The following is a 23,279-nucleotide window of genomic DNA, read 5'->3' on the forward strand; positions in this document are numbered from 1 at the left end:
CATTCCCACGAATGTCCCCGTGGTCGACCCGGCGGATCCGGCGGATCCCCACCGAGGCACCGCGCCTCCGGGCGGCTCCCGCGGCCGCCGCAAGGCGCCGACCTCCGAACGCGCGAAGGCCGAGGCCCGCCTGGGCTGGTGGCTTGCCGGGCCCGCCTTCGTCATCATGGTGGCCGTCATCTTCTACCCCGTGGCGCAGGCCGTCTGGGATTCGATGTTCAACTACCGCCTCACGGCTCCGGCCGACCGGGAGTTCATCGGTCTGGGAAACTACGCCACGATCCTCACGGACGGGGTGTTCTGGAGCGCCCTGGGGGTCACGGTCTTGATCACCGTGGTCACGGTCTTCGTGGAACTCATTCTCGGATTCATCCTGGCGATGATCATGCACAAGGCCATCAAGTCCACCCGTGGCCTGGTCCGGACCGTGATCCTGGTGCCCTACGGCATCATCACCGTGGTCTCGGCCTATGCCTGGTACTACATGTTCAGCATCGACTCCGGGTACGTGAACAACTGGCTCAGCTGGCTGCCCGGGTTCGACGATGAGCTCAACTGGTTCGCCCAGGGTGGCACCTCGCTGGTGATCATCATGTTCTCGGAGATCTGGAAGACCACGCCCTTCATCTCCCTGCTTCTGCTCGCCGGGCTGGCTCAGGTCCCGGAGGACCTCTCCGAGGCGGCCTCCGTGGACGGCGCCAACTGGTGGCAGCGGCTCAGCCGGGTGGTGCTGCCGAACATGAAGGCGGCCATCATGGTGGCCGTGCTGTTCCGGGCCCTGGACGCGTTCCGGGTGTTCGACTCGATCTTCATCATGACCAACGGCGCTTACGGCACCGAGGTGCTCTCCCTGCTCGCCTATCGCACCTCGATCAGCCGCCTCGAGATCGGGCTCGGCTCGGCCATCTCCGTGGTGCTGTTCCTGTGTGTGGCCCTGATCGCCTTCGTCGCCATCAAGGTCTTCAACGTTGACCTGGCTGGATCCAAGGGAGGCCGCAAATGAGCGTCGAAGCAACCCGAGTCCCGGCTGGCCAGGGCGCCCGCGAGCCGGACCCGACCGCTGAGGAGCTGGAGGGCCAGAAGACGGCCCGCCGTGCCAAGCGGAACACGGCCATCGGCTGGTGGGTGCTCACCGTCATCGTGGCCGTGTGGTGTCTGTTCCCCGTGGCCTCCATCCTGGCCACCAGCTTCAAGACCCCGGGGGACCTGTCCAACGGGCAGTTCCTGCCGACCACACCCTCCACGGTGAACTACGAGGAGATCCTGGTGGGCGACTCCCGCCAGCTGTTCCTCACCGCCCTGTGGAACTCGATCGGCATCTCCGTGATCGCCACGGCCATCGCCGTGGTGCTGGCCACCCTGTGCGCCTACGCGATCGCCCGCCTGGACTTCCCGGGCAAGAGGGTGGTGCTGACCGTTTCCCTGATGGTCTCCATGTTCCCGGTGATCTCCCTGGTCACGCCGCTGTTCAACATGTGGCGAACGCTGGGCCTGTATGACACGTGGCCCGGATTGATCATCCCGTACCTGTCCCTGACGCTGCCGATCTCCATCTGGACGCTCACGGCGTTCTTCCAGCAGATCCCGTGGGAGCTCGAACAGGCCGCACAGGTGGACGGCGCCACCCCGCTGCAGGCGTTCCGCAAGGCGATCGTCCCGTTGGCCCTGCCCGGGGTCTTCACCACCGCCATCATCGCCTTCTTCATCGCCTGGAACGACTTCGTCTACGGAATCTCGCTGACCTCCACCGAGGCGGCCAGACCCGTGCCGGCCGCCCTGGCGTTCTTCACCGGCGCCTCCCAGTTCGAATCACCCACCGGCGCGATCTCCGCCGCGGCGATCATCGTCACCATCCCCGTGGTGCTGCTGGTCATGCTGTTCCAGAAGCAGATCGTCGCCGGACTGACCTCGGGTGCGGTGAAGGGCTGAGCCGCGAACACAGGCACGCAGAGCACGCTAGGCACGCAAGACAAGCAGAGAAAGGGAGCACCGATGGCCTCCATCACCCTGAACAACATCGTCAAGAAGTACGACGACGGCTTCCCGGCCGTGAACAATGTGTCCCTGGACATCGCCGACGGTGAGTTCGTCATCCTGGTGGGGCCCTCTGGCTGTGGCAAGTCCACCCTGTTGCGAATGATCGTGGGGCTGGAGGACATCACGTCCGGGGAGCTGCAGATCGACGGGACGCGGATGAACGAGGCCGCGCCGAAGGACCGGAACCTGGCCATGGTGTTCCAGAACTACGCCCTCTACCCGCACCTGACGGTGTACGAGAACATCGCCTTCCCGTTGCGACTGGCCAAGAAGTCAGGCTCCAACGGTGACTCCACCGGGGGAGCGAACGGCGGGGCCGGCGGCGGATCGGTGGATGACCGGGTGCGCAAGGCGGCCGAGATGCTCGAACTGACCGAGCACCTGGAGCGCAAGCCGGCGAACCTCTCCGGCGGTCAGCGGCAACGCGTGGCGATGGGGCGGGCGATCGTCCGCCAGGCGGATGCCTTCCTGTTCGACGAGCCGCTCTCCAACCTGGATGCCAAGCTGCGCGGGCAGATGCGCGCCGAGATCGCCCAGCTGCAGCGCCGGCTCGGCGTCACCAGTGTGTACGTCACGCACGACCAAACCGAGGCGATGACCCTGGGTGACCGGGTGGCGGTGCTGAAGAAGGGCGAACTGCAGCAGGTGGCCAGCCCCCGCGAACTCTACGAGCAGCCCGTGAACCTGTTCGTGGCCGGCTTCATCGGCTCCCCGTCCATGAATTTCCTGCCCGCCACGCTCAAGGAGGGTTCCGAGGGTGCCGGTGGGGCCGGGGGGTCGGGCGGTGCCGTCCTCTCCTCGCCCATCGGCGACATCCCCATCTCCGCGGAGAAGGCTGCCGTGGCGAAGGGCCATGAACTGCTCATGATCGGTCTGCGGCCCGAGTTCTTCGAGGACGCGCAACTCGTGGACGAGGCCAAGAAGGGCAAGGGCGCGGTCTTCACGGCGGAGCTGTCCCACCTGGAATGGCTGGGGCACGAGCAGTACGGCTACATCGAGTTCGAACCGGACGAGAAGGTCCGGCGTCTGCTGTCCGACCTCGCCGCGGAGATGGACGCGGACGAGCTGCGCCCGCAAGTGGTCACCACCCTGTCCGCGGAGTCCCGGGTGCGCCCCGGCCAGCCCACCGACCTCTGGGTGGACACGTCCCGCATCCACATCTTCGACCCCGAATCCGGGGAGAACCTGACCCGTGACGCGGAGGCTGGCGCCGAACTGACAAGGATGGCCACGGAGGAACGCGAGCGCGAGATCGAGCTGGCCGCAGCCAAGGACGGCTAGCGGGGACTACTCGGAGGTGGCTGCCCGGTGCGCCGCGGCCAAGCGCACATAGGTCGCCGAATTCCTGCCGAGGGAGGCAAGCTCGTCCTGGGTGAGTTCGCGGCGGACCTTGGCGGGCACCCCGGCCACGAGGGACCGCGGCGGGACCACCGTGCCCTCGAGTACCAGGGCGCCGGCGGCCACGAGGGACTGGGCCCCGATCACGGCGCCGTTCATGACCGTGGCGGACATGCCGATCAGGCAGCCGTCCTCCACGGTGGCACCGTGGACCACGGCGGCGTGGCCCACCGAGATGTCCTGGCCCAGGGTGCAGGGGAAGCCCGCATCCGCGTGGAGGACCACGTTGTCCTGCAGGTTCGTCCGCTCGCCGACCCGGATGGGTGCGCTGTCGCCGCGGGCCGAGACGCCGTAGAAGGCCGAGGACTCGGCCGCGAGGGCCACGTCACCGGACAGGGTGGCGGTGGGGGCGAGGAAGCAGGACTCGTGGGCGACCGGCGTCGAACCGGAAACGGTGATGAGGTGTGCCATGGCAACAGCGTACGTGCCGTGGCACACCTGATCGCCGTCAGTCGAAGACGACGGTGCGTTTGCCGTCGAGGAGGACCCGGTGCTCTGCGTGCCATTTGACGGCGCGGGAGAGGGTGGAGCCTTCGACCTCGCGGCCGCGGATGACGAATTCGCGGGCGGACTGGGCGTGGGTGACGCGTTGGACCTGCTGTTCGATGATCGGGCCCTCGTCCAGGTCGGCCGTCACGTAGTGGGCGGTGGCCCCGATGAGCTTGACGCCGCGCTCGTGGGCCTGGTGGTAGGGGCGGGCGCCCTTGAAGGAGGGGAGGAAGGAGTGGTGGATGTTGATGGCCTTGCCCTCAAGCTTGCGGCAGAGGTCGTTCGAGAGGATCTGCATGTAGCGGGCCAGGACCACGAGCTCGATGTCGTACTCGGCGACCAGGTCCAGGAGCTTGGCCTCGGCCTCCGCCTTGTTGGTGTTGCCTTCAGCGTCCTTGGCCACCGGGATGTGGATGAAGGGGATGCCGTAGAAGAAGGCCATGGGCTGGAGCTCGAGGTGATTGGAGACGATGACCGGGATCTCGACGGAGAGGGTGCCGGCACGTTGCTGGAAGAGCAGGTCGTTGAGGGTACGGCCGTCCTTGGAGCACATCACCAGGGTGCGGGTCTTGCGGGAGGCCTCCCAGAGGCCGAGGTCCATGGCGAATTCCTCGCGCACCGGTTCCAGGGCTGCCTCGACCGCATCGCGGCTCTCGGGGGTGGTGAACTCCACGCGCATGAAGAAGGTGCCGGTGTCCGGGGAGTCGAACTGCTTGGAGTCGGTGATGTCTCCCTGGACCGAGAGCAGTGCGCCGGAGACGGCGTGCACGATGCCGCGGCTGTTCTTGCAGGACAGGGACAGCACCATGGGGTGGCCCGTGATCTCGGCCGAACCGGCCGGGGTGGCTTGGGACGCGGTGGCAGGGGTAGAAGCATTCATGGGGAAAGCATACCTATCTCCATAGTGATTTGTATCACCAGGCACGAAATTGTCGTCGGGGAGGCGCGGTACCTGTAGGGACCCTGGGTGGTGGAACTGGGCGGCGTCCCAGGCCTCGGCCCCCAGGTCACCCTATGGCACAGTGGGCGGCACCAGCCGGACAGCTCCCGAGCCGTCCGGCAGGCGCACCGTCAGCGAGAGCAAAGGACAGGTCATGGACAGCCAGCAGATGCTGTGGATAGTCATCGGCGTGGTGGTGGCCCTCATCATCATCGTCGTTGCCATCGTGTGGGCGAAGCGGAGTCGGGACCGGCGGCGGGAGGCTGCCCACCGGGCGGCGGAAGACCTCCGCGTTGAGGCAGATCGGCGGCAGGGGCGCACCCTGGCTGAGGAGGAACGGGCATCCGCCGTCCGTCAAGATGCAGATGCGGCGGAGGACCAGGCCCGGCAACTGCGGGTCGAGGCCGAGGAGCGCGAGCGGACGGCCGACTCATCGCGTGGTGCCCTGGATGCGCAACTGCGGGAGGCGGACCGGCTGGACCCAGAGGTGCGGACAGACCGGGAGGGGCGCCGGGTCGACGGCGCCGATCCAACCGACGGCGCCGACCCGGCCGGCGAGACCGCGCCGGTCGACGACGCCGGACCAGGGAGGCATGCCGCGGACAAGCCCCTCGACGGTGACGTGCAAGGGCCCCGCTCCTGACATCGGAACGGGGCCCTCGGGACCAAGCGTCCCCGGCCGGCGTCGGGAAACCGGCGCCGGCCGGGGGACTGGCGGATCTTAGCGGTCGCGGTCGACGCCCATGCCCGGGACGTCGGCGCCATCGGCGTTGGCCTTGACGGCGTCCTCGATGCGCTGGCCGATGGTGGCGTCCACGTTCTTCCAGTACTGGAAGGCGTTGGACAGCACCGGCTCCTGCACGCCGTCCAAGGCGCCGGAGACGGTCTCCACGAACTGGTCGCGCTGGGCGTCGGAGAAGACCTCGCGGACGAGGATCCCCGGCTGCACGAAGTCGCCGTCGTCCTCGCGGAGGGTGTAGGCCTCGCGAGTCAGGGCGCCGTCGGCCTCCCAGCCGTTGTCCACCGGGCCGGTCTCGTCTGACCAGGAGTCACCGAAGGAGTTCGGGGCGTACATGGAGCGGGCACCGGTGTGCTCGTACCACATGTTGCCCTCGAAGTTGTAGGTGTGCACCGGGTTGATCGGCTTGTTGACCGGCAGCTGCTGGAAGTTGGTGCCGATGCGGTAGCGCTGGGCGTCCGCGTAGGCGAAGTTGCGGCCCAGCAGCATCTTGTCCGGGGAGTTGCCCGTGCCCGGGACCATGTTGGCCGGGGAGAACGCGGACTGCTCGATCTCGGCGAAGAAGTTCTCCGGGTTGCGGTTCAGGGTCATGGTGCCGACCTTGTGCCGCGGGTAGTCCTTCTGGGACCACGTCTTGGTCAGGTCGAAGGGGTTGAACCGGTAGGTCTTGGCCTCTTCGTACGGCATGATCTGGAAGTAGAGGTCCCACTTCGGGAAGTCGCCCTCGGCGATCGCATCCCGCAGGTCGCGGCGGTGGTACTCGGCGTCCGCCCCGGCCAGGCGCTCGGCCTCGGCGTTGGAGAGGTTCTCCACGCCCTGCTGGGACTCGAAGGCCCACTTGACCCAGAAGCGCTCGCCGGCGGCGTTGACCAACGAGTAGGTGTGGGAGGAGTACCCGTTCATGGTGCGCCAGGACTTGGGCAGGCCCCGCTCGCCCATCAGGTAGGTCACCTGGTGGGCGGACTCCGGGTTCTGCGTCCAGAAGTCCCACTGCATGGTGCCGTCACGCAGGCCCGAGTCCGGCATGCGCTTCTGGGAGCGGATGAAGTGCGGGAACTTCATGGGGTCGCGGACGAAGAAGACCGGCGTGTTGTTGCCGACCATGTCGAAGTTGCCCTCTTCGGTGTAGAACTTCAGCGAGAAGCCGCGCACGTCGCGCCAGGTGTCCGGGGAGCCCAGCTCGCCGGCCACGGTGGAGAAGCGGGCCAGCATGTCGGTCTTCTTCCCCTTCTGCAGGAAGTCGGCCTTGGTCCACTTCGAGACGTCCTCGGTGATCTCCAGGGTGCCGAAGGCGCCGGCGCCCTTGGCGTGCGGACGGCGCTCGGGGACGTTCATCCGGTTGAAGTGCGCGAGGGTCTCCACCAGGTGGTGGTCGTGCAGGACGATGGGGCCGTCGGCGCCCACGGTCAGCGAGTTGCGGTCGCTGACGGCGGGGATGCCGGCCTGAGTGGTGGAACCGGTACCGTGCGGGGTGGTTTCCGTCATCACGTTCTCCTTGGTCGGTTGGGTGTGGTGGGTGGATGGGATACCGGTCAGCCCTGACGGGCTTCCCGGGGCTTGGTGGGGATCTCAAGGTTCCCGGTGGGCGGCGCGGGTTGCGCCGGCTGAGCGGATGCGCAGTCCACGCACAGGCCCTGATAGACGACGTCGGCGATCCGGATGGTCATCCCGTGCGTCTCGGAGGGGTGCAGGCAGGGCGCATGGCCGACGGCGCAGGCGACGTCCTCGATGCGCCCGCACTCGGTGCAGACGGCGTGGTGGTGGTTGTCCGCCACGCGGGTCTCATACCGTGCCGGCGAGTTGGCCAGGTCCAGCTGACGGAGCAGGCCGGCGCCGGTCAGGGAGTGCAGCACGGTGTAGACGGACTGCACCGTGATCCCCGGCAGGCTCTGGCGCACGTGCTCCAGCACCGTGTCCGCCGTGGCGTGCGGGTATTCGTGCAGGGCGTCCAGGACCGCGAGCCGCTGCTTGGTGACCCGCAGCCCCGCCGACCGCATGCGGGCGGCCCAGGCCAGGGGGGCGGCTCCGGTGAGGGCTCGCCCTTCCTGGTCAGGGGTCTCGGCGGGGGTGCTCTGGGTCATGGCCCCAGTATTGCATATTCTGAGTTACTCATAATTACTGCAGGGCTCTGACTGCCTCCACGGCCGCCCGTCGCCCCGCCCGGGTGGCCCCGATCGTCGAGGCCGAGGCGCCGTAGCCCACGAGGAAGAGTCCGGGGCTCTTCGCCACTGACACTCCGTCCACCGCCATCACCACTCCGCCCCCGCGCTCGCGGATGTGCACGGGGGACAGGTGGTCCAGGGAGGCGCGGAACCCTGTCGCCCAGAGGATGACGTCCACCGGGGTCTCCCAGGTGGTCAGCGGGTCCTCGGTCCTCAGGGCGGTGCACGCCCGGCCCGGCAGGACGGGCACGCGATCCAGCCCGCCGGCCGCTGCGCCGCCGGAGGCGAGCAGCCGATCGGCGACGGGCCCCTGGGAGGGGGCCGGGCCGCCGTCGGGCCCCGGGCCGTCCAGGACCACCCCGGAGGGGGTGATCCGGCGCAGCGGGCCTCGGCTGATGAGCACCCCGGAGGCGAGGCCGGCGAGGTACTGGTCCGTGACGGGCAGGCCCGTGGCGGCCACCACGGACAGCGGCGGCAGGCCCATGGTGGTGCGGGCCGAGACGGAGGCCTCCACGTTCACGCCCCACGAGGAGTCGAAGAAGTGGTCCGTCCAATCCGGCGCGCGGCGGGTGCTCCACACGGTGTGGGCCCCGGCCGCGTCCAGTTGGAGGAGGAACTGCAGGGCGGAGGTGCCGCCGCCGACCACGAGGACCCGTTGTCCCGTGAAGTCCTCGGCCGCCGTGAACCCCCGGGTGTGCAGCTGGCGGCCAGCGAACTCGGCGATCCCCGGGTAGTACGGGATGTAGGGGCTGTCCCAGGTGCCAGTGGCATTGATGACCGTGCGGGCCCGCCACGTGCGGCCGTCCGCGGTGGTGACGGTGAAGGTGCCGTGTTCACTCGGAGCCGTGTTGGGAACCGCGTCCGGGGCCATCTCTGGAGTCGGGGCGCCCGGCTCCATGTGGTGCACCACCGACTCGACCTTGGCGGGGCGGACCACCGGCAGGCCGAGGTCCTGTTCGTAAGTGCCGTAGTACCGCGAGACGACCCGGCTGGCCGGCTCGGCCGGATCCGGGGTCTCCAGCGGCAGGCCGGGCAGGTCGTGGATCCCATGCGCGGCGTCGAAGGTCAGGGAGTCCCAGCGGTGGCGCCAGGCGCCGCCAGGACCGTCGTTGGCGTCGAGGACCACGAAGTCCTCCCAGGGCTTCAGGCCCTTGCGCAGGAGTTGCCCGGCGGCACTCAGCCCGGCCTGCCCGGCCCCGATCACGACGACGGCCAGCAGCTCGGGCGCGGAGGAACTCTCAGAGGTGCTCACCTTCAGTGCAGCACCACGGCCGCCGTGCGTATTCCGACGGAGCGTTCCGATGGAGTGTTCCGGCCGGCCGCTCGCTGCCGGTCCTGCCACGGTCCCGCCATGGTGCCGACACGTGCGGGTGCCCGCGCTACGATGGGGACGCAGGCCGCGACTGGCGAAGGTGGACCACCACCGGGAAGCGGCGAACACGGACACCGGCGGCAGTCAGATGCGGCCGGACCGTGCAGGCCTCCGGACCGCCCGCCTGGGTCCGGCGGCGGCCAACGAACGTGACTACGCCAGCAGGAGCCCTCCGTGACAGAGCCGAACACCGCGCCCTCCCAGTCCGCCACCACCACTGCCACCACCTTCGGGGCCGGGCTGAACACCCAGCCCCTGGCCGAGGTCGATCCCGAGATCGCCGCCGTCCTGGGCCAGGAACTCGGCCGCCAGCGGGACACCCTGGAGATGATCGCCTCCGAGAACTTCGTCCCGCGGGCGATCCTCGAGACCCAGGGCTCGGTCCTGACCAACAAGTACGCCGAGGGCTACCCGGGCCGCCGCTACTACGGCGGCTGCGAGTACGTGGACGTGGCGGAGAACCTGGCGATCGAGCGGGCCAAGTCCCTGTTCGGCGCGGAGCACGTCAACGTCCAGCCGCATGCCGGCGCACAGGCCAACGTGGCCCTGATGACCGCCCTGATGCAGCCCGGTGACACCCTCATGGGCCTGTCCCTGGCCCACGGTGGTCACCTCACCCACGGCATGAAGCTCAACTTCTCCGGCAAGACCTATGACATCGCCGCCTATGAGGTGGATCCGGACACCTACCGGATTGACATGGACAAGGTGCGCGAGAAGGCGCTGGAGGCCAAGCCGACCATGATCGTGGCCGGCTGGTCCGCCTACCCCCGCCAGCTCGACTTCGAGGCCTTCCGCTCCATCGCCGATGAGGTCGGAGCCAAGCTCTGGGTGGACATGGCCCACTTCGCCGGCCTGGTGGCCGCCGGGTTGCACCCGAACCCGGTGCCGCACGCCGACGTCGTGACCTCCACCGCGCACAAAACGCTGGCCGGTCCGCGCTCGGGATTCATCCTCTCCAGGGAGGAGTACAAGAAGAAGATCGACTCCGCCGTCTTCCCGGGCCAGCAGGGCGGACCGCTGATGCACGCGATCGCCGGCAAGGCCGTGGCCTTCAAGATCGCGGCCTCCGAGGAGTTCGCCGAGCGCCAGCGCCGCACCATCGAGGGCGCCCAGATCCTCGCCGAGCGCCTGACCGCGGCCGACGTGACCGAGCACGGCGTCTCCATCCTGACCGGGGGCACCGATGTGCACCTGATCCTCGTGGACCTGCGCCACGCCGAACTGGACGGCCGCCAGGCCGAGGACTTGCTGCACGAGGTCGGCATCACCGTGAACCGCAACTCGGTCCCGTTCGATCCGCGCCCGCCGATGACCACCTCTGGGCTGCGCATCGGCACGCCGGCACTGGCCACCCGCGGCTTCGGCGCCACAGAGTTCACCGAGGTCGCGGACATCATCGCCCAGACCCTCAAGCCGTCCCCGGACGTGCCGGCCCTGCGCGCCCGGGTGCAGAAGCTGGCCGAGGACTTCCCGCTGTACGAAGGCCTCGAGGGCTGGTGATCGCCGCGGCTCCCCAGCGGGAGCCGTAGCAACCCGCAGTGAACCGGAGTGGTGCCGTCCTGGTGACAGGCGCCACTCCGATCACTATGGTGATAGGTATTCATTTTGGTCGACCCCCGCAAGGAAGCGTGAACCGCCGTGACCGCACAGAAGCTCGATGGCCGTGCCACTGCCGCCGCCATCAAGAAGGATCTCACCGAACGCGTCGAGGTACTCCGTGGCCAGGGTGTGGTGCCCGGGCTGGGGACCGTCCTGGTGGGGGAGGACCCGGGTTCGCAGTCCTACGTGGCCGGCAAGCACCGTGACTGCGCCGAGGTGGGGATCACCTCGATCCGCCGTGACCTGCCTGACTCCACCACGGAGGAAGAACTCCTCGCGGTGGTGGAGGAGCTGAACGCCAGCGACGAGTGCACCGGGTACATCGTGCAGCTGCCGCTGCCGAAGCACATCGACACGGACCGGATCTTGGAGGCCATCGACCCGGACAAGGATGCCGATGGCCTGCACCCGATGAACCTGGGCCGGCTGGTCGCCTCCGTGGGCGGCGAGATGACGTCTCCGTTGCCCTGCACGCCGAAGGGCTGTGTGGAGCTGCTGAAGCACTATGGGATCGATCTGGCCGGCAAGCTCGTACTGGTCATCGGCCGGGGCGTGACCATCGGTCGTCCGGCCGGCCTGGTGCTGACCCGCCGGGATGTCAACGCCACCGTGGTCCTGGCCCACACCGGGACGAAGGACCTCAAGGCGGAGCTGGCCCGGGCGGACGTCATCATCGCCGCCGCGGGCGTGGCCCACATGGTCAAGCCCGAGGACGTCAAGGAGGGCGTGATCGTCCTGGACGTGGGCGTCTCCCGCGTCACCGGGGAGGACAGCAAGGCGAGGATCACCGGTGACGTGGATCCGGCGGTGGCCGAGAAGGCGTCCTGGATGGCACCCAATCCCGGAGGCGTCGGGCCGATGACCCGGGTGGAGCTGCTGGCCAACGTGGTGGAGGCGGCCGAGCGGGCCGTCGCCGCACGAGTCTGACGCCGGCCCAGCCCAGCTGAGACCTCGGACCCAGTCCTCGGGCTCAGTCCTCGAGGACCAGGGTGCCGCCGCGGTACCGGCGGATGTAGTCGAGCACGCCCGCAATGAGGGTCACGGCCAGGAGCCCCATGACCACCAGCAGGGCCGTGTCAGCGGCGTCTCCATAGGAGACGGCCACGGCGGCTGCATCAGCGGCCGCTCCATCAGCACCGCCCGTGGCTGCGCCGGTGCCGGACGCGGCCAGGGAGGCGTAGAACGCGCCGGTGACGGCGGCCAGCCCGGTGGCGGTCAGCACGCGTTGTGCAGTCTGGGAGACGCCGCCGGCGGCCCCGGCGGCGTGGGGCGGGACCTCGTGCATGGTCAGGACCTGGGAACTGGTCATCAGCAGCGCCTGGGCCGGCCCGAAGGGGAACAGGCAGAGCGCGAGTGTCCAGAAGGGCCAGGCCCCGAGGGCGATCTGGTGGAACGCGACCATGCCCAAGGCCACCGCACCCAGGGCCAGTACGGCGCCGGCCACCACGAACAGCGGCCCGCGGCGGTGGACATGGCTGCCGATCCACGGTGAGAGGACCATGACCGCCAGCGCAGTGGGCAGCGAGGTCATCCCGGCGGCCAGGGCCGAGTATCCGAGTCCCTGCTGCGTCACGATGGCCTGGACGGCCCACAGCCCGGGCATGGCCCCCAGCAGGAAGGCCGTGGCCACCGTGCTGTAGCTGAACGACGGGATGCGGAACAGGGCCGGGTCCACCATGGGCGCGCGTCCGGTGACCGGGAACCGCGCCTTCATGCGCTGCTCCCACAGCCACCAGGCCCCGAGCAGCACCGCCGCCGCGGCCAGCAGGAGCCACGTGCCGGGCAGGATGAACGGGACCATCAGGCAGACGACGGCGGCAGCCAGGAGCACGGCTCCGACCGGGTCCAGAGCCCCCAGGCTGCGCCGGGCCTCCTCGGAACGGACGCGTGCCGGTGGGCGGAGCCAGGCGGCGGCCAGGACGGCGGAGAGCACGCCGAAGGGGACATTGATCAGGAAGGTGGTGCGCCATCCCCACTCGGGGCCGAGGGCGCCGAGGATCACTCCGCCCAGGGTCGGCCCGATGGCCACGCCCAGCCCCACCACGGTGCCGAACAGTCCGTAGGCGCGCCCGCGGGCCCGGCCGTGGAAGACGTTCTGGATGATGCCGATGATCTGCGGATTGAGCAGTCCGGACCCCAGGCCCGTCACCACGCGGGACAGGTTGAGCATGAGGGGGTCCGCGGACAGGCCGGAGGCCAGCGATCCCACGGTGAACAGCAGGATGCCGGCAATGAAGATCGGCTTGCGTCCCCAGAGGTCGCCGGCACGGCCCGCCGCCACGAGCACCACGCCGAAGGACAGGGCGTAGCCGGCCAGGACCCATTGGAGATCGGCGGAGCTGGCGTTCAGGCCGCCCTCGATCGCCGGCAGGGCCACGTTGACCACGCTGACGCTCATGAGGGACATGAACAGGGGCACCAGGAGTACCACGAGGATCTTGTTTCCACCGGCGGGCTGGGCCGGCCGCGGTGCGGGGTGCTGTGCCGTCATGACATTTCCCGCTGAAGGTGGCGCCCCTGGACCAGCCAGTAGACCGGGACCAGGGCCACCAGGAACCCGGCCAGGACCCAGTACAGGCCAGCGGTGCCCCACCACTGGACCAATGCCCCGGCGAGCAGCGGGCCCAGGCCCATGCCGGCGTCGATCCCCAGGAAGTACGTCGAGGCACCCATGCCGGCGCGCTCGCGGGGCACCTGGGTCACACAGATGACCTGTCCGGCGGACTGCAGCTGACCGTAGCCGAGGCCCACCAGGACCGCCGCGGCCATGAGGCCCATCACGGAGCCGGCCACGGCGATGGTCGCCAAGCCGGCCGCGAAGAGCAGGAACGCCGGGATCATCACGATATTGGCGCCCTTGCGGTCCATCAGCCGGCCCGTGAAGAGCCGGGAGACCAGGACGGTGAGGGCGTAGACCGCGAAGAACAGGCTCGCCACGGTGCCGAAGTCGCGTTCCGAGACCAAGGTGGCCAGGAACGTCACGATGCCCGCGTAGCCCAGCGAGTACAGGGCCCCGATGGCGGCGGTGGGGGCCGCGCCGGGCTCCACGTACCGGGCCCACCACGGGCGCGTGGCCTCGGGAGGTGCACTGGCTGACCCGGCGGCAGCATCGGTCTCCATCACCGCTGGAACCTCGGGAACCTCGGGAGCCTCGGGAGTCTCGAGGACAGGCTCCGAGTCCCGGGGGCGCACGTCCATGAACAGGGCGATGACGAGACCGGCCAGGGAGACGGCCGAGGCGATGACGGCCACGGTGCCGAAGCCCGTGCCGCCCAGGGCCAGGCCGACCATCGGTCCGGCGGCCACGCCGATCAGCGTGGAGGACGAGTAGTGGCTGGTGCCCTCGGACATCCGCCTCCCAGGTACGCGGTTCACGGCGGCCGCGGCGATCACGGAGGAGGAGACCCCGAAGGTCAGTCCGTGTACGGCACGCACGAGCAACAGTGCCCAGACCGCACCGGAGGCCCAGTAGAGCAAGGGAGCCACGATGAAGGCGATGAACCCCACCAGCAACAGGGGGCGGGAACCGAAGCGCTCGATCAGGGGGCCGGCCAGCAACCGGGAGATGAGGGTGCCCACGATGAAGACGGAGGCCACGGCGCCCCCGACGGAGTCGCCCACAGCGAACCGGGCCACCGTGTAGGCCGCCACGGTGGAGAGCAGGAAGTGCACGTTGAAGAACATCATGATGTTCGCCAGGCAGGCGAGGACGAAGCCCCGGTTCCAGAGCCCGCCAGGGACGGCTGACCTGCCCGGAGGCGGGTGAGGACCCCCGTGGGCGGTGCGGCGCGGCGACTGGGACATGAGATCCAGAGTAAGCCGGTGGCGATCAGAACCCCGCCGGGACACCACGCGCCGTCACATGCGGGATAATCGTCTCCATGGATGCAGTGGAGAGTGGAACCGACCGTCAGCCCGGCCGTCCCGGTGCCGCCAAGGCCAGGGGCTGGGGCGCGAAGGGCAGTGGCATCACGTTCGCCGTCATGTTGGTCGTGCTGCTCGTGGCGCTGCTCTTCGCCGCCAACCAGAATGACGTGATCGGATGGCTGCTGGTGGTCATCTCCGCCGGCTGGCTCGCGCTGGCCGCCCTGGTGGTCCTCGGAGTGCGCCGCGGTGCGCGATCGGTGGACCGCCGGATGAAGGACCTCTCCGCCTCCCTCGCCCCGCGTGTCGGTGCGGCGGACACCCCGTCCACACCCTCCTCCTCATCCTCCGCTTCCTCCCGCACCTCGGGTCAGGCCGGAGCAACCGGGGGCGGCGCGTCCGACCCGATGCGGGACACCAAACTGGACCACTCCTTCAAGATCGTCCAGGTCCAGACCCGCGTGGTCACCGAGGAGCTGTCCAAGGGCGCCGACTCGGACTCGGACATGATCGCGCGCGCCCTCGAGACGATCCACATCACCTCCGCCAACGCCCGGGAGATGATCAAGGAGACCTCCGCGCCCTCGGGCGGCGAAGGCAAGACTGGCGAGACTGGCGAGACAGGCAAGGCAGGCAAGACAGGCAAGACTGGGACGGCGAGGGCCGCGGGGACCGAGGGGCCGATCACCGGGGAAGTCATCAACTGATTTCCGGACTCGTCCCGTTCGTTCAGCTCGTCCTGCGTGCCGCAGAACCGTCTCTGCCGCAGAACCTCCTGCGGGACGGATCGGCGATAGGCTGGAACGCGTGACTTCTGCCGATACCGCACCCCAGCCCGACCGTCAGACCGAGACCCAGCCAGCACCCGTGGTCCACGCGAACGGCCACGACCCCAAGGCGGACGGCGCGCTTCGCCTGGCCACCGTGAACGTGAACGGTATCCGCGCCGCCCACCGCAAGGGCATGGGCGTCTGGTTCGCAGGCCGCGGTATCGACATTCTCACGCTGCAGGAGGTCCGCGCGCCGAAGGAGATCGTGGAGAGTCTCCTCGAGGAGATCACCGGTCAGGACTGGCATGTGGTGGAGACCGCCGCCGCCGCCAAGGGCCGGGCAGGCGTCGCGATCGCCACCCTGCTGGAACCTCAGGACGCCCGGGTGGGCATCGGGGACCCGTACTTCGATGACTCCGGTCGGTGGATCGAAACCGACCTGGTGGCCCCGGACGGCAAGATCCTCACCGTGGTCTCCGCCTACGTCCACTCCGGGGTCGTCGACACCCCCAAGCAGGTGGACAAGTACCGGTTCCTCGACGAGATGATCCGGTACCTTCCCGAACTCAAGGCCACCAAGGACTATGCCGTGGTCACTGGGGACCTCAACGTGGGTCACACGAAGCTGGACATCAAGAACTGGCGGGGCAACACCAAGAAGGCCGGCTTCCTGCCCGAGGAGCGCGCCTACTTCGACCGCTTCTTCGGCGAGGAGATCGGCTACGTGGACGTGCACCGCCGGCTCGCGGGAGATGTGGACGGGCCCTACACCTGGTGGTCCCAGCGGGGGCAGGCCTTCGACAACGACACGGGCTGGCGGATCGACTACCAGGCCGCCACCCCGGAGCTGGCCGCCAAGGCCACGTCCGCCGTGGTGGACCGTGCCCCGAGCTACGACACCCGCTTCTCCGACCACGCCCCGCTCGTGGTCGACTACCAGTTCTGAGGATCACGCGATGACCGCCCTTCCCACTCCGGCCGATGTCCTGGCTCAGGACACCGCCGCCACCGCCCACCTGGCCGGGGCCGGCACCCGTCACCGAGTGCTGTCCGGCATGCAACCCTCTGCGGATTCGCTGCACCTGGGCAACTACCTCGGGGCGCTGGTCAACTGGGTGACGGTCCAGGACGACTTCGACGCCTACTTCTTCATCCCGGACCTGCACGCCATCACGGTGCCGCAGGACCCGGAGGCCATGGTGAAGCGGACCCGGGTGGCGGCCGCCCAGTTCATCGCCGGTGGGATCGATCCGGAGCGATCCACCCTGTTCGTGCAGTCCCAGGTGCCCGAGCACACGCAGCTCGCGTGGATCCTGATGTGCATGACCGGGATGGGCGAGGCCCAGCGGATGACGCAGTTCAAGGACAAGGCGGCCCGGCAGGGCGCGGAGGCGGCCGGCGTCGGGCTCCTGGCCTATCCCATGCTGATGGCCGCTGACATCCTGCTGTACCAGCCGCACGGCGTCCCCGTGGGCGATGACCAGCGCCAGCACGTGGAACTGACCCGGGACCTCGCCCAGCGGTTCAACACACGCTTCGGCGAGACCTTCGTGGTGCCCACCGGCTTCTACCCGGAGAACGGCGCCCGCATCTATGACCTGCAGAACCCGACGTCCAAGATGTCCAAGTCGGCCGAGTCCCCGAACGGCCTGATCAACCTCCTCGACGATCCCAAGGTCATCGCCAAGCGCATCAAGTCCGCCGTGACGGACGACGGCACCGAGGTCCGTTTCGACCGCGAGGCCAAGCCAGGGGTGTCCAACCTGCTCTCGATCTTCGCCGCCTTCAGCGAGCGGACGATCCCGGAGCTCGAGGAGGCCTATGCCGGCAAGATGTACGGGCACCTCAAGGTGGACCTGGCCGAGGTCGTCGTCGAGCGGCTGGCCCCGATCCGCACGCGGGCCCTGGAGCTGCTGAACGATCCGGCCGAGCTGGACCGTCTGCTGTCCCAGGGCGCACTGAAGGCCCGCGAGGTGGCCGGGCCGGTGCTCGCAGACGTGTACGCGAAGATGGGCTTCCAGCCGCCCAGCCGCTGAGACGCGTGGCGGTCGAGCGCTGAAACGTGTCACGGGCACCCATGACACGTGTCATCAGTTCGGTCGATTGCCCGTTGCGGCACTGCTCGGGCGGGAGAGACCTGACATACTGGCGTGGAAACCCACCTCGACGGCAGTCACCACGAAAGGTCCCCCATGTCAGCACCCGTTCTCGAGACAGAGAACCTGGTCAAGGTCTATGGGCGAGGAGAATCCCGCTTCGACGCCCTCAAAGGCCTGACCTTCGAGATCCACGAAGGCGAGTCGGTGGCGATCGTCGGCAAGTCGGGCTCCGGCAAGTCCACCCTGATGCACCTGCTGGCGCTGCTCGACGAGCCGACCTCCGGCGTGGTGGCCATGGGCGGCCGCCCCGTCAGTCAGCTGAAGCCCGCCCAGGTCTCCGCCCTGCGCAATGACACCTTCGGCTTCGTGTTCCAGCAGTTCTTCCTCAACGCCAACCAGACGGTGCTGGAGAACGTCATCCTGCCGCTGAAGATCGCAGGCGTCTCGGCGGCCGAGCGCAAGCGCCGCGGCATGGAGGTCCTGGAGCAGCTGGAGATGGCGGACAAGGCCAAGAACAAGGCCAATGACCTCTCAGGCGGACAGAAGCAGCGCGTCTGCATCGCCCGCGCCCTCATCAACCAACCGACCGTGCTGTTCGCCGATGAGCCGACCGGCAACCTGGACACCGCCACCGGCGAGGTCGTGGAGGACATCCTCTTCGGGCTGCACCGCGATCGGGGCATCACCCTGGTCGTCGTCACCCACGACGACGACCTGGCCTCCCGCTGTGACCGGCGCCTGCTGATGCAGGACGGACTCATCGTCGCGGACGACCGGGGCGAGGCAGCCAAGGCCGCCGGGGCCGGCGTCGGGCAGGCCTCCCGTGAGGGCAGCCGCCAGGTGGGCGGACACGGCAAGCACGCCGCGCCCGCGCCGGTGGACGGGCAGCCGGCCTCCGGCCGGGGCGCTGAGACCGGCACCGGCACCGGGGAGGGACAGGCATGAGGAACGTAGACGTCGTCCGGACCGCGCTGGGCAACACCATGCGGTCCAAGACCAGGACCTTCCTGACGGTCATCGCGATCGTCATCGGTGCCTTCACCCTGACCCTCACCTCGGGGCTGGGCGCCGGCATCAACAAGTACGTCGACTCGATGGTCGCCGGATTCGGCCAGACCGACCAGATCTACGTCATGCCCGGGATGGACCCGTCCCAGCAGATGCCGACCAACGGCGAGCCCCAGGAGTACGATCCCGAGGAATCCGCCGCCACCGGCGAGTTCGGCATGCAGATGCTGGCCGAGGACGACATCGCCACGATCGAGGGCATCGACGGTGTCACCGACGTGGAACCCATCGTCTTCGTCACCGCCGACTACCTGGAGACGGCCGACGGGGACCAGTTCGTGCTGCAGTCCCTGGGCTTCCCCTCGGACGCCGCCGGCATGGAGATGGAAGCCGGCACCACGCCGGACCCGGAGGCCATGGAGCTCACGGTGCCGGAGACCTGGCTCTCGGCCTTCGGCACGGAGGACCCGAACGAGGTCCTCGGCGAGACCGTCACGATCGGGCTCAAGGACATGGCCCAGCAGGAGCAGACAGTCGAGGCGGAGATCGTCGGTGTCTCCCAGCAGGCCATCTCCGGAGTCGGAGGCAGCCCCATGCCGTCCAGCGCCCTGAATGAGGAGCTGAACGACGTGCAGACCTCCGGGCTGGACGTGGAGCAACCGAAGAACTACGTGCAGGCCGTGGCCACCGTGGAGAACCTCGAGGCCAACGAGACGGCCATCAAGCAGGCCCTGAGCGACGAGGGCCTGATGGGCCTGACGCTGGAGGACCAGCTGGGCGTCCTCACCGGGATCATCGACACCGTGACCTGGGTCCTCAACGGCTTCGCGCTGATCGCCCTGCTGGCCGCCAGCTTCGGCATCGTGAACACCCTCCTGATGTCCGTCCAGGAACGGACGCGGGAGATCGGCCTGATGAAGGCCCTGGGCATGGGCCGCGGTAAGGTCTTCGGGCTCTTCTCCACCGAGGCCGTCATGCTCGGCGTGATGGGCTCCGTGATCGGCGTGGGGCTCGGCGTGCTCGTCGGTGTGATCGGGAACGCCGCACTGGTCAACGGCCCGCTGAGCGGCGTGGCCGGGTTGAGCCTGTACGCCGTGGACCCGCTGTCCATCCTGCTGATCGTCGCGTTGATCCTGGCGATCGCGTTCCTGGCCGGCACCATGCCGGCCGCCCGTGCCGCGAAGAAGGACCCGATCGAGGCCCTGCGGTACGAGTAGTCCGCCGGTGACAGGTTTCCACCCATCCGACCGTTCGAACCAGACGAATAACAGCGTGGCCGCTCCCATGGCCACCGCAACGAGAGGGGATATCTCATGACCGACAACCCGCAACAGCCCCAGAGCAACCCAGCCTCCCAGCAGCCCGGCCAGCAGCCGCCGGCCGCACCGGGCCCGCTGCCCTACGGGACCCCGGCCCAGCAGCCCTACGCGGCTCCCGACCAGCAGGGTTCCAAGTACGGCACCGGCGCCTATAACCCCGGTGAGGTCGGCCAGCCCATGGACGAGCCCAAGAGCTGGGGCCGGCTGAAGATGCTGACCCTGGTGTCATTGGCGATCTACGTCGTCTCCTCCATCGTCAGCTTCCTCACCGCCGGGAATGAGGCCTACCTGGAGGAGCAGATGGACGCCCAGGCGGGCATGGGCATCCCGCAGGAGGAACTCGAGGACATCGTCGAGATGAGCATGGCGTTCGTCATGATCACAGCCGTGGTCTCCCTGGTCATCGCCGTCGTCGTCTACCTGCTCGTGTACTTCGGCCTGCGCAAGGGCAAGAACTGGGCCCGCATCCTCGGCACGGTCTTCGCCGCCCTGGGCACCCTGTTCACGCTCTACGGTCTGATCAGCATCGGCACCATGATGTCCGCGGCCCCGGGCTTGGGCATCGTCACCCTGGTGATCACCGTGGTCTTCGTACTGGTGAACATCTGGTGGCTGGTGACTGCGTTCTCCAAGGACAGCAACGCCTACGTGAACTCCCGCCGCTGATCCGCCACTGACCTGCGGCTCGAACCGCTTTGCGGGCAATCCCCACCGGTGGGGATTGCCCGCATTGGTGTTTAAGGGCTCTGCACAGCCGGGCACGCGAAAGCCCCCGGGAATCGTCCCGGGGGCTTCGGCGTGGGCGGGGGAGTGGCTACCCCCGGTGTGGCACGGCGGGCTGGATCAGAAGGATCCGGCCAGCACGGCCTGCTTGACCTCGGCGATGGCCTTGGTCACCTGGATGCCGCGCGGGCAGGCCTCGGTGCAGTTGAAGGTGGTGCGGCAGCGCCACACGCCTTCCTTGTCATTGAGGATCTCCAGACGCATGTCACCGGCATCGTCGCGCGAGTCGAAGATGAAGCGGTGGGCGTTGACGATCGCGGCCGGACCGAAGTACTGGCCATCGGTCCAGAACACCGGGCAGGACGAGGTGCAGGCGGCGCAGAGGATGCACTTGGTGGTGTCATCGAACCGCTCGCGCTCCTCGGCGGACTGCAGGCGCTCCTTGGTGGGCTCCGGGCCCTTGTTGACCAGGAACGGCATGATCTCGCGGTAGGACTGGAAGAACGGATCCATGTCCACGATCAGGTCCTTCTCCACCGGCAGGCCCTTGATGGGCTCCACCAGGATTGGCTTGGACAGGTCGAGGTCCTTCAGCAGGGTCTTGCAGGCCAGGCGGTTGCGGCCGTTGATGCGCATGGCATCGGAGCCGCACACACCGTGCGCGCAGGACCGGCGGAAGGACAGGGTGCCGTCGATGTCCCACTTGACCTTGTGCAGGGCGTCCAGCACGCGGTCGGTGCCGTACATGGTGACGGTCCATTCGTCCCAGTAGGCGTCCTCGGACGTCTCGGGCAGGTAGCGGCGGACCTTGAGGGTGACGTCGAAGCTCGGGATCTCACCGGTTCCGCCGCCCTGGGCGCCGAGATCGACCTTCGAGGGTCCTTCTGCGGGTTCGTTGATCGTGGTGCTCATCAGTACTTACGCTCCATCGGCTGGTAACGGGTGACAACAACCGGCTTGGTCTCGGAACGGATGCCCTTGACGCCCTCCATCTCGGAGTCGGGGTCGCGGTAGAGCATGGAATGCGCCATCCAGTTCGCGTCATCACGGTCGGGGTAGTCCTCGCGGTAGTGTCCGCCGCGGGATTCCTTGCGGTGCAGGGCGGCCACGGTCATGGCCTCGGCCATGTCCAGCAGGTAGCCCAGCTCCAGGCCCTCCAAGAGGTCCAGGTTGAACCGCTTGCCCTTGTCCTGCACGGAGACGTTCTCGTAGCGCTCGCGCAGGGACTCGATCTCGGCCAGGGCCCGGCGGATGGACTCGTCCGTGCGGAAGACCTGCATGTCCGCGTCCATGACATCCTGCAGACGGGCCCGCAGCTCGGCCACACGCTCGGTGCCGGTGGCGGAGCGCAGGTTCTCGATGTGCTCGACCGTCGGTGCCTCGCCGTTCTCCGGCAGCTCCACGAAATCGGCGGTGGCGGCGTACTCGGCGGCGTAGATGCCGGCACGGCGGCCGAAGACGTTGATGTCCAGCAGCGAGTTGGTGCCGAGGCGGTTGGAGCCGTGCACAGAGACACAAGCGACCTCGCCGGCGGCGTACAGGCCGGGGACCACGGTGTCGTTGTCCTGGAGGACCTCGGCCTTGATGTTGGTCGGGATGCCGCCCATGACGTAGTGGCAGGTCGGGAAGACCGGAACCGGCTCGGTGTAGGGCTCCACCCCGAGGTAGGTGCGGGCGAACTCGGTGATGTCCGGGAGCTTGGCGTCGATGTGCGCCGGCTCCAGGTGCGTCAGGTCGAGCAGGACGTAGTCCTTGTTCGGGCCGCAGCCGCGGCCCTGGCGGACCTCCTCGGCCATGGACCGGGCCACGATGTCTCGTGGCGCGAGGTCCTTGATGGTCGGGGCGTAGCGCTCCATGAAGCGCTCGCCGTCCGAGTTGCGGAGGATGCCGCCCTCGCCACGCGCCGCCTCGGAGAGCAGAATACCCAGTCCGGCCAGGCCGGTCGGGTGGAACTGGATGAACTCCATGTCCTCCAGCGGCAGGCCGTTGCGGTAGGCGATGGCCATGCCGTCACCGGTCAGGGTGTGGGCATTGGAGGTGGTCTTGAAGACCTTGCCCGCGCCGCCGGTGGCGAAGACCACGGACTTGGCCTGGAAGACGTGCAGTTCGCCGGTGGCCAGTTCGTAGGACACGACGCCGGCCACGCGCTTCTGCGTGAAGGGCGTCCCGTCCGGGCGGGTGCCCGGCTCGTCCACCATCAGCACGTCCAGAACGTAGAACTCGTTGTAGAACTCGACGTCGTGCTTGACGCAGTTCTGGTAGAGCGTCTGGAGGATCATGTGGCCGGTGCGGTCGGCCGCATAGCAGGCGCGGCGGACCGGGGCCTTGCCGTGGTCGCGCGTGTGGCCGCCGAAGCGACGCTGGTCGATCCGGCCCTCCGGGGTGCGGTTGAAGGGCAGGCCCATCTTCTCCAGGTCGAGCACCGCGTCGATGGCCTCCTTGGCCATGACCTCGGCGGCGTCCTGGTCCACCAGGTAGTCGCCGCCCTTGACGGTGTCAAAGGTGTGCCACTCCCAATTGTCCTCCTCGACATTGGCCAGGGCGGCACACATGCCGCCCTGGGCCGCGCCCGTGTGTGAACGGGTGGGGTAAAGCTTGGTCAGCACCGCTGTGCGGGCGCGCTGACCGGATTCGATCGCCGCGCGCATGCCGGCGCCGCCGGCACCGACAATCACGACGTCGTACTTGTGTACCTGCATTCGTTGAGTTCCTTCTGCTCGAGTACTCGAGAAAATTCAGTGGTTCAGTGGGGGTGCG

Annotated in this window: 21 protein-coding genes; 12 read left to right on the plus strand and 9 right to left on the minus strand. The window is 68.5% G+C overall.

From position 1 onward, the window contains the following. Window position 1: 1 nt before the first annotated feature. The 3 genes from BOSE125_RS01885 (at window position 2) to BOSE125_RS01895 (ending at window position 3,318) form a co-directional block, all read left to right on the plus strand. Window positions 2–1,003, plus strand: coding sequence for a carbohydrate ABC transporter permease (locus tag BOSE125_RS01885; protein ID WP_236558102.1), 1,002 nt, complete (start codon window positions 2–4; stop codon window positions 1,001–1,003). Continuing rightward, window positions 1,000–1,929: a carbohydrate ABC transporter permease gene (locus BOSE125_RS01890; RefSeq protein ID WP_236557768.1), complete on the plus strand. Its 930-nt coding sequence runs from the start codon at window positions 1,000–1,002 to the stop codon at window positions 1,927–1,929. Before BOSE125_RS01885 ends, BOSE125_RS01890 begins: the two co-directional genes overlap by 4 nt. A 63-nt stretch (window positions 1,930–1,992) precedes the next feature. Further along, window positions 1,993–3,318, plus strand: a complete 1,326-nt coding sequence (locus BOSE125_RS01895; RefSeq protein ID WP_159549215.1) for an ABC transporter ATP-binding protein — start codon at window positions 1,993–1,995, stop codon at window positions 3,316–3,318. Between the two features lie 6 nt (window positions 3,319–3,324). Here BOSE125_RS01895 and BOSE125_RS01900 read toward each other — a convergent pair whose 3' ends face one another. Further along, entirely contained in the window at window positions 3,325–3,846 is a 522-nt protein-coding gene (locus BOSE125_RS01900) for a gamma carbonic anhydrase family protein (protein ID WP_159549218.1), read from the minus strand. 37 nt (window positions 3,847–3,883) lie between these two features. Further along, window positions 3,884–4,732 carry a formyltetrahydrofolate deformylase gene (gene purU, locus BOSE125_RS01905; RefSeq protein ID WP_159554557.1) on the minus strand — a complete coding sequence of 283 codons (849 nt, stop codon included), beginning with the start codon at window positions 4,730–4,732 and terminating at the stop codon, window positions 3,884–3,886. 286 nt (window positions 4,733–5,018) lie between these two features. Here purU and BOSE125_RS01910 point away from each other — a divergent pair, with 286 nt between their 5' ends. Further along, the gene (locus BOSE125_RS01910; protein WP_159549221.1) at window positions 5,019–5,507 is read left to right on the plus strand and encodes a hypothetical protein; all 489 of its coding nucleotides are present in this window, start codon (window positions 5,019–5,021) and stop codon (window positions 5,505–5,507) included. Between the two features lie 78 nt (window positions 5,508–5,585). Here the strand turns inward: BOSE125_RS01910 and BOSE125_RS01915 are convergent, their stop codons facing one another. The 3 genes from BOSE125_RS01915 to BOSE125_RS01925 are packed head-to-tail and all read right to left on the minus strand — an operon-like array spanning window position 5,586 to window position 9,017. Then, the gene (locus BOSE125_RS01915; protein ID WP_159549224.1) at window positions 5,586–7,088 is read right to left on the minus strand and encodes a catalase; all 1,503 of its coding nucleotides are present in this window, start codon (window positions 7,086–7,088) and stop codon (window positions 5,586–5,588) included. Window positions 7,089–7,135: 47 nt separating this feature from the next. Then, window positions 7,136–7,684: a Fur family transcriptional regulator gene (locus tag BOSE125_RS01920; RefSeq protein ID WP_371300553.1), complete on the minus strand. Its 549-nt coding sequence runs from the start codon at window positions 7,682–7,684 to the stop codon at window positions 7,136–7,138. A gap of 34 nt (window positions 7,685–7,718) precedes the next feature. After that, a complete protein-coding gene (locus BOSE125_RS01925; RefSeq protein WP_236557769.1) occupies window positions 7,719–9,017 on the minus strand; it encodes an NAD(P)/FAD-dependent oxidoreductase in 1,299 nt (432 codons plus the stop codon). Window positions 9,018–9,377: 360 nt separating this feature from the next. Here BOSE125_RS01925 and glyA point away from each other — a divergent pair, with 360 nt between their 5' ends. Further along, a complete protein-coding gene (glyA, locus tag BOSE125_RS01930; protein WP_159554563.1) occupies window positions 9,378–10,640 on the plus strand; it encodes a serine hydroxymethyltransferase in 1,263 nt (420 codons plus the stop codon). A 138-nt stretch (window positions 10,641–10,778) separates the two neighbouring features. Further along, a complete protein-coding gene (locus BOSE125_RS01935) occupies window positions 10,779–11,666 on the plus strand; it encodes a bifunctional methylenetetrahydrofolate dehydrogenase/methenyltetrahydrofolate cyclohydrolase (protein WP_159549227.1) in 888 nt (295 codons plus the stop codon). Between the two features lie 43 nt (window positions 11,667–11,709). Here BOSE125_RS01935 and BOSE125_RS01940 read toward each other — a convergent pair whose 3' ends face one another. Beyond that, on the minus strand, window positions 11,710–13,230 hold the full coding sequence (locus BOSE125_RS01940) for an MFS transporter (protein ID WP_159549230.1): 1,521 nt from the start codon (window positions 13,228–13,230) through the stop codon (window positions 11,710–11,712). Beyond that, window positions 13,227–14,543, minus strand: coding sequence for an MFS transporter (locus tag BOSE125_RS01945; RefSeq protein WP_159549233.1), 1,317 nt, complete (start codon window positions 14,541–14,543; stop codon window positions 13,227–13,229). Before BOSE125_RS01945 ends, BOSE125_RS01940 begins: the two co-directional genes overlap by 4 nt. 179 nt (window positions 14,544–14,722) lie before the next feature. On the opposite strand from BOSE125_RS01945, the gene BOSE125_RS01950 reads away from it, so the two are divergent. The 6 genes from BOSE125_RS01950 (at window position 14,723) to BOSE125_RS01975 (ending at window position 20,465) form a co-directional block, all read left to right on the plus strand. Then, the gene (locus tag BOSE125_RS01950) at window positions 14,723–15,310 is read left to right on the plus strand and encodes a hypothetical protein (protein WP_371300724.1); all 588 of its coding nucleotides are present in this window, start codon (window positions 14,723–14,725) and stop codon (window positions 15,308–15,310) included. Between the two features lie 160 nt (window positions 15,311–15,470). Next, window positions 15,471–16,319, plus strand: a complete 849-nt coding sequence (locus BOSE125_RS01955) for an exodeoxyribonuclease III (RefSeq protein ID WP_201301248.1) — start codon at window positions 15,471–15,473, stop codon at window positions 16,317–16,319. Window positions 16,320–16,329: 10 nt separating this feature from the next. After that, window positions 16,330–17,409: a tryptophan--tRNA ligase gene (gene trpS, locus BOSE125_RS01960; protein ID WP_159549239.1), complete on the plus strand. Its 1,080-nt coding sequence runs from the start codon at window positions 16,330–16,332 to the stop codon at window positions 17,407–17,409. A 156-nt stretch (window positions 17,410–17,565) separates the two neighbouring features. Then, window positions 17,566–18,417 (plus strand): ABC transporter ATP-binding protein, encoded by an 852-nt coding sequence (locus BOSE125_RS01965; RefSeq protein WP_159549242.1) that lies wholly within the window; start codon window positions 17,566–17,568, stop codon window positions 18,415–18,417. Continuing rightward, window positions 18,414–19,697, plus strand: a complete 1,284-nt coding sequence (locus BOSE125_RS01970) for an ABC transporter permease (RefSeq protein ID WP_159549245.1) — start codon at window positions 18,414–18,416, stop codon at window positions 19,695–19,697. The genes BOSE125_RS01965 and BOSE125_RS01970 overlap by 4 nt, the downstream gene beginning before the upstream one ends. Before the next feature lie 96 nt (window positions 19,698–19,793). Continuing rightward, window positions 19,794–20,465, plus strand: a complete 672-nt coding sequence (locus tag BOSE125_RS01975) for a hypothetical protein (protein WP_159549248.1) — start codon at window positions 19,794–19,796, stop codon at window positions 20,463–20,465. 177 nt (window positions 20,466–20,642) lie between these two features. On the opposite strand, the gene BOSE125_RS01980 is transcribed toward BOSE125_RS01975, so the two are convergent. Together BOSE125_RS01980 and sdhA are read right to left on the minus strand one after the other, a co-directional pair. Continuing rightward, window positions 20,643–21,434, minus strand: a complete 792-nt coding sequence (locus BOSE125_RS01980) for a succinate dehydrogenase iron-sulfur subunit (protein WP_159549251.1) — start codon at window positions 21,432–21,434, stop codon at window positions 20,643–20,645. Then, window positions 21,434–23,221, minus strand: coding sequence for a succinate dehydrogenase flavoprotein subunit (gene sdhA, locus BOSE125_RS01985; RefSeq protein WP_159549254.1), 1,788 nt, complete (start codon window positions 23,219–23,221; stop codon window positions 21,434–21,436). The genes BOSE125_RS01980 and sdhA overlap by 1 nt, the downstream gene beginning before the upstream one ends. Between the last annotated feature and the right edge of the window lie 58 nt (window positions 23,222–23,279).

The sequence above is a fragment of the Citricoccus sp. K5 genome (assembly GCF_902506195.1).
Lineage (GTDB): Bacteria > Actinomycetota > Actinomycetes > Actinomycetales > Micrococcaceae > Citricoccus.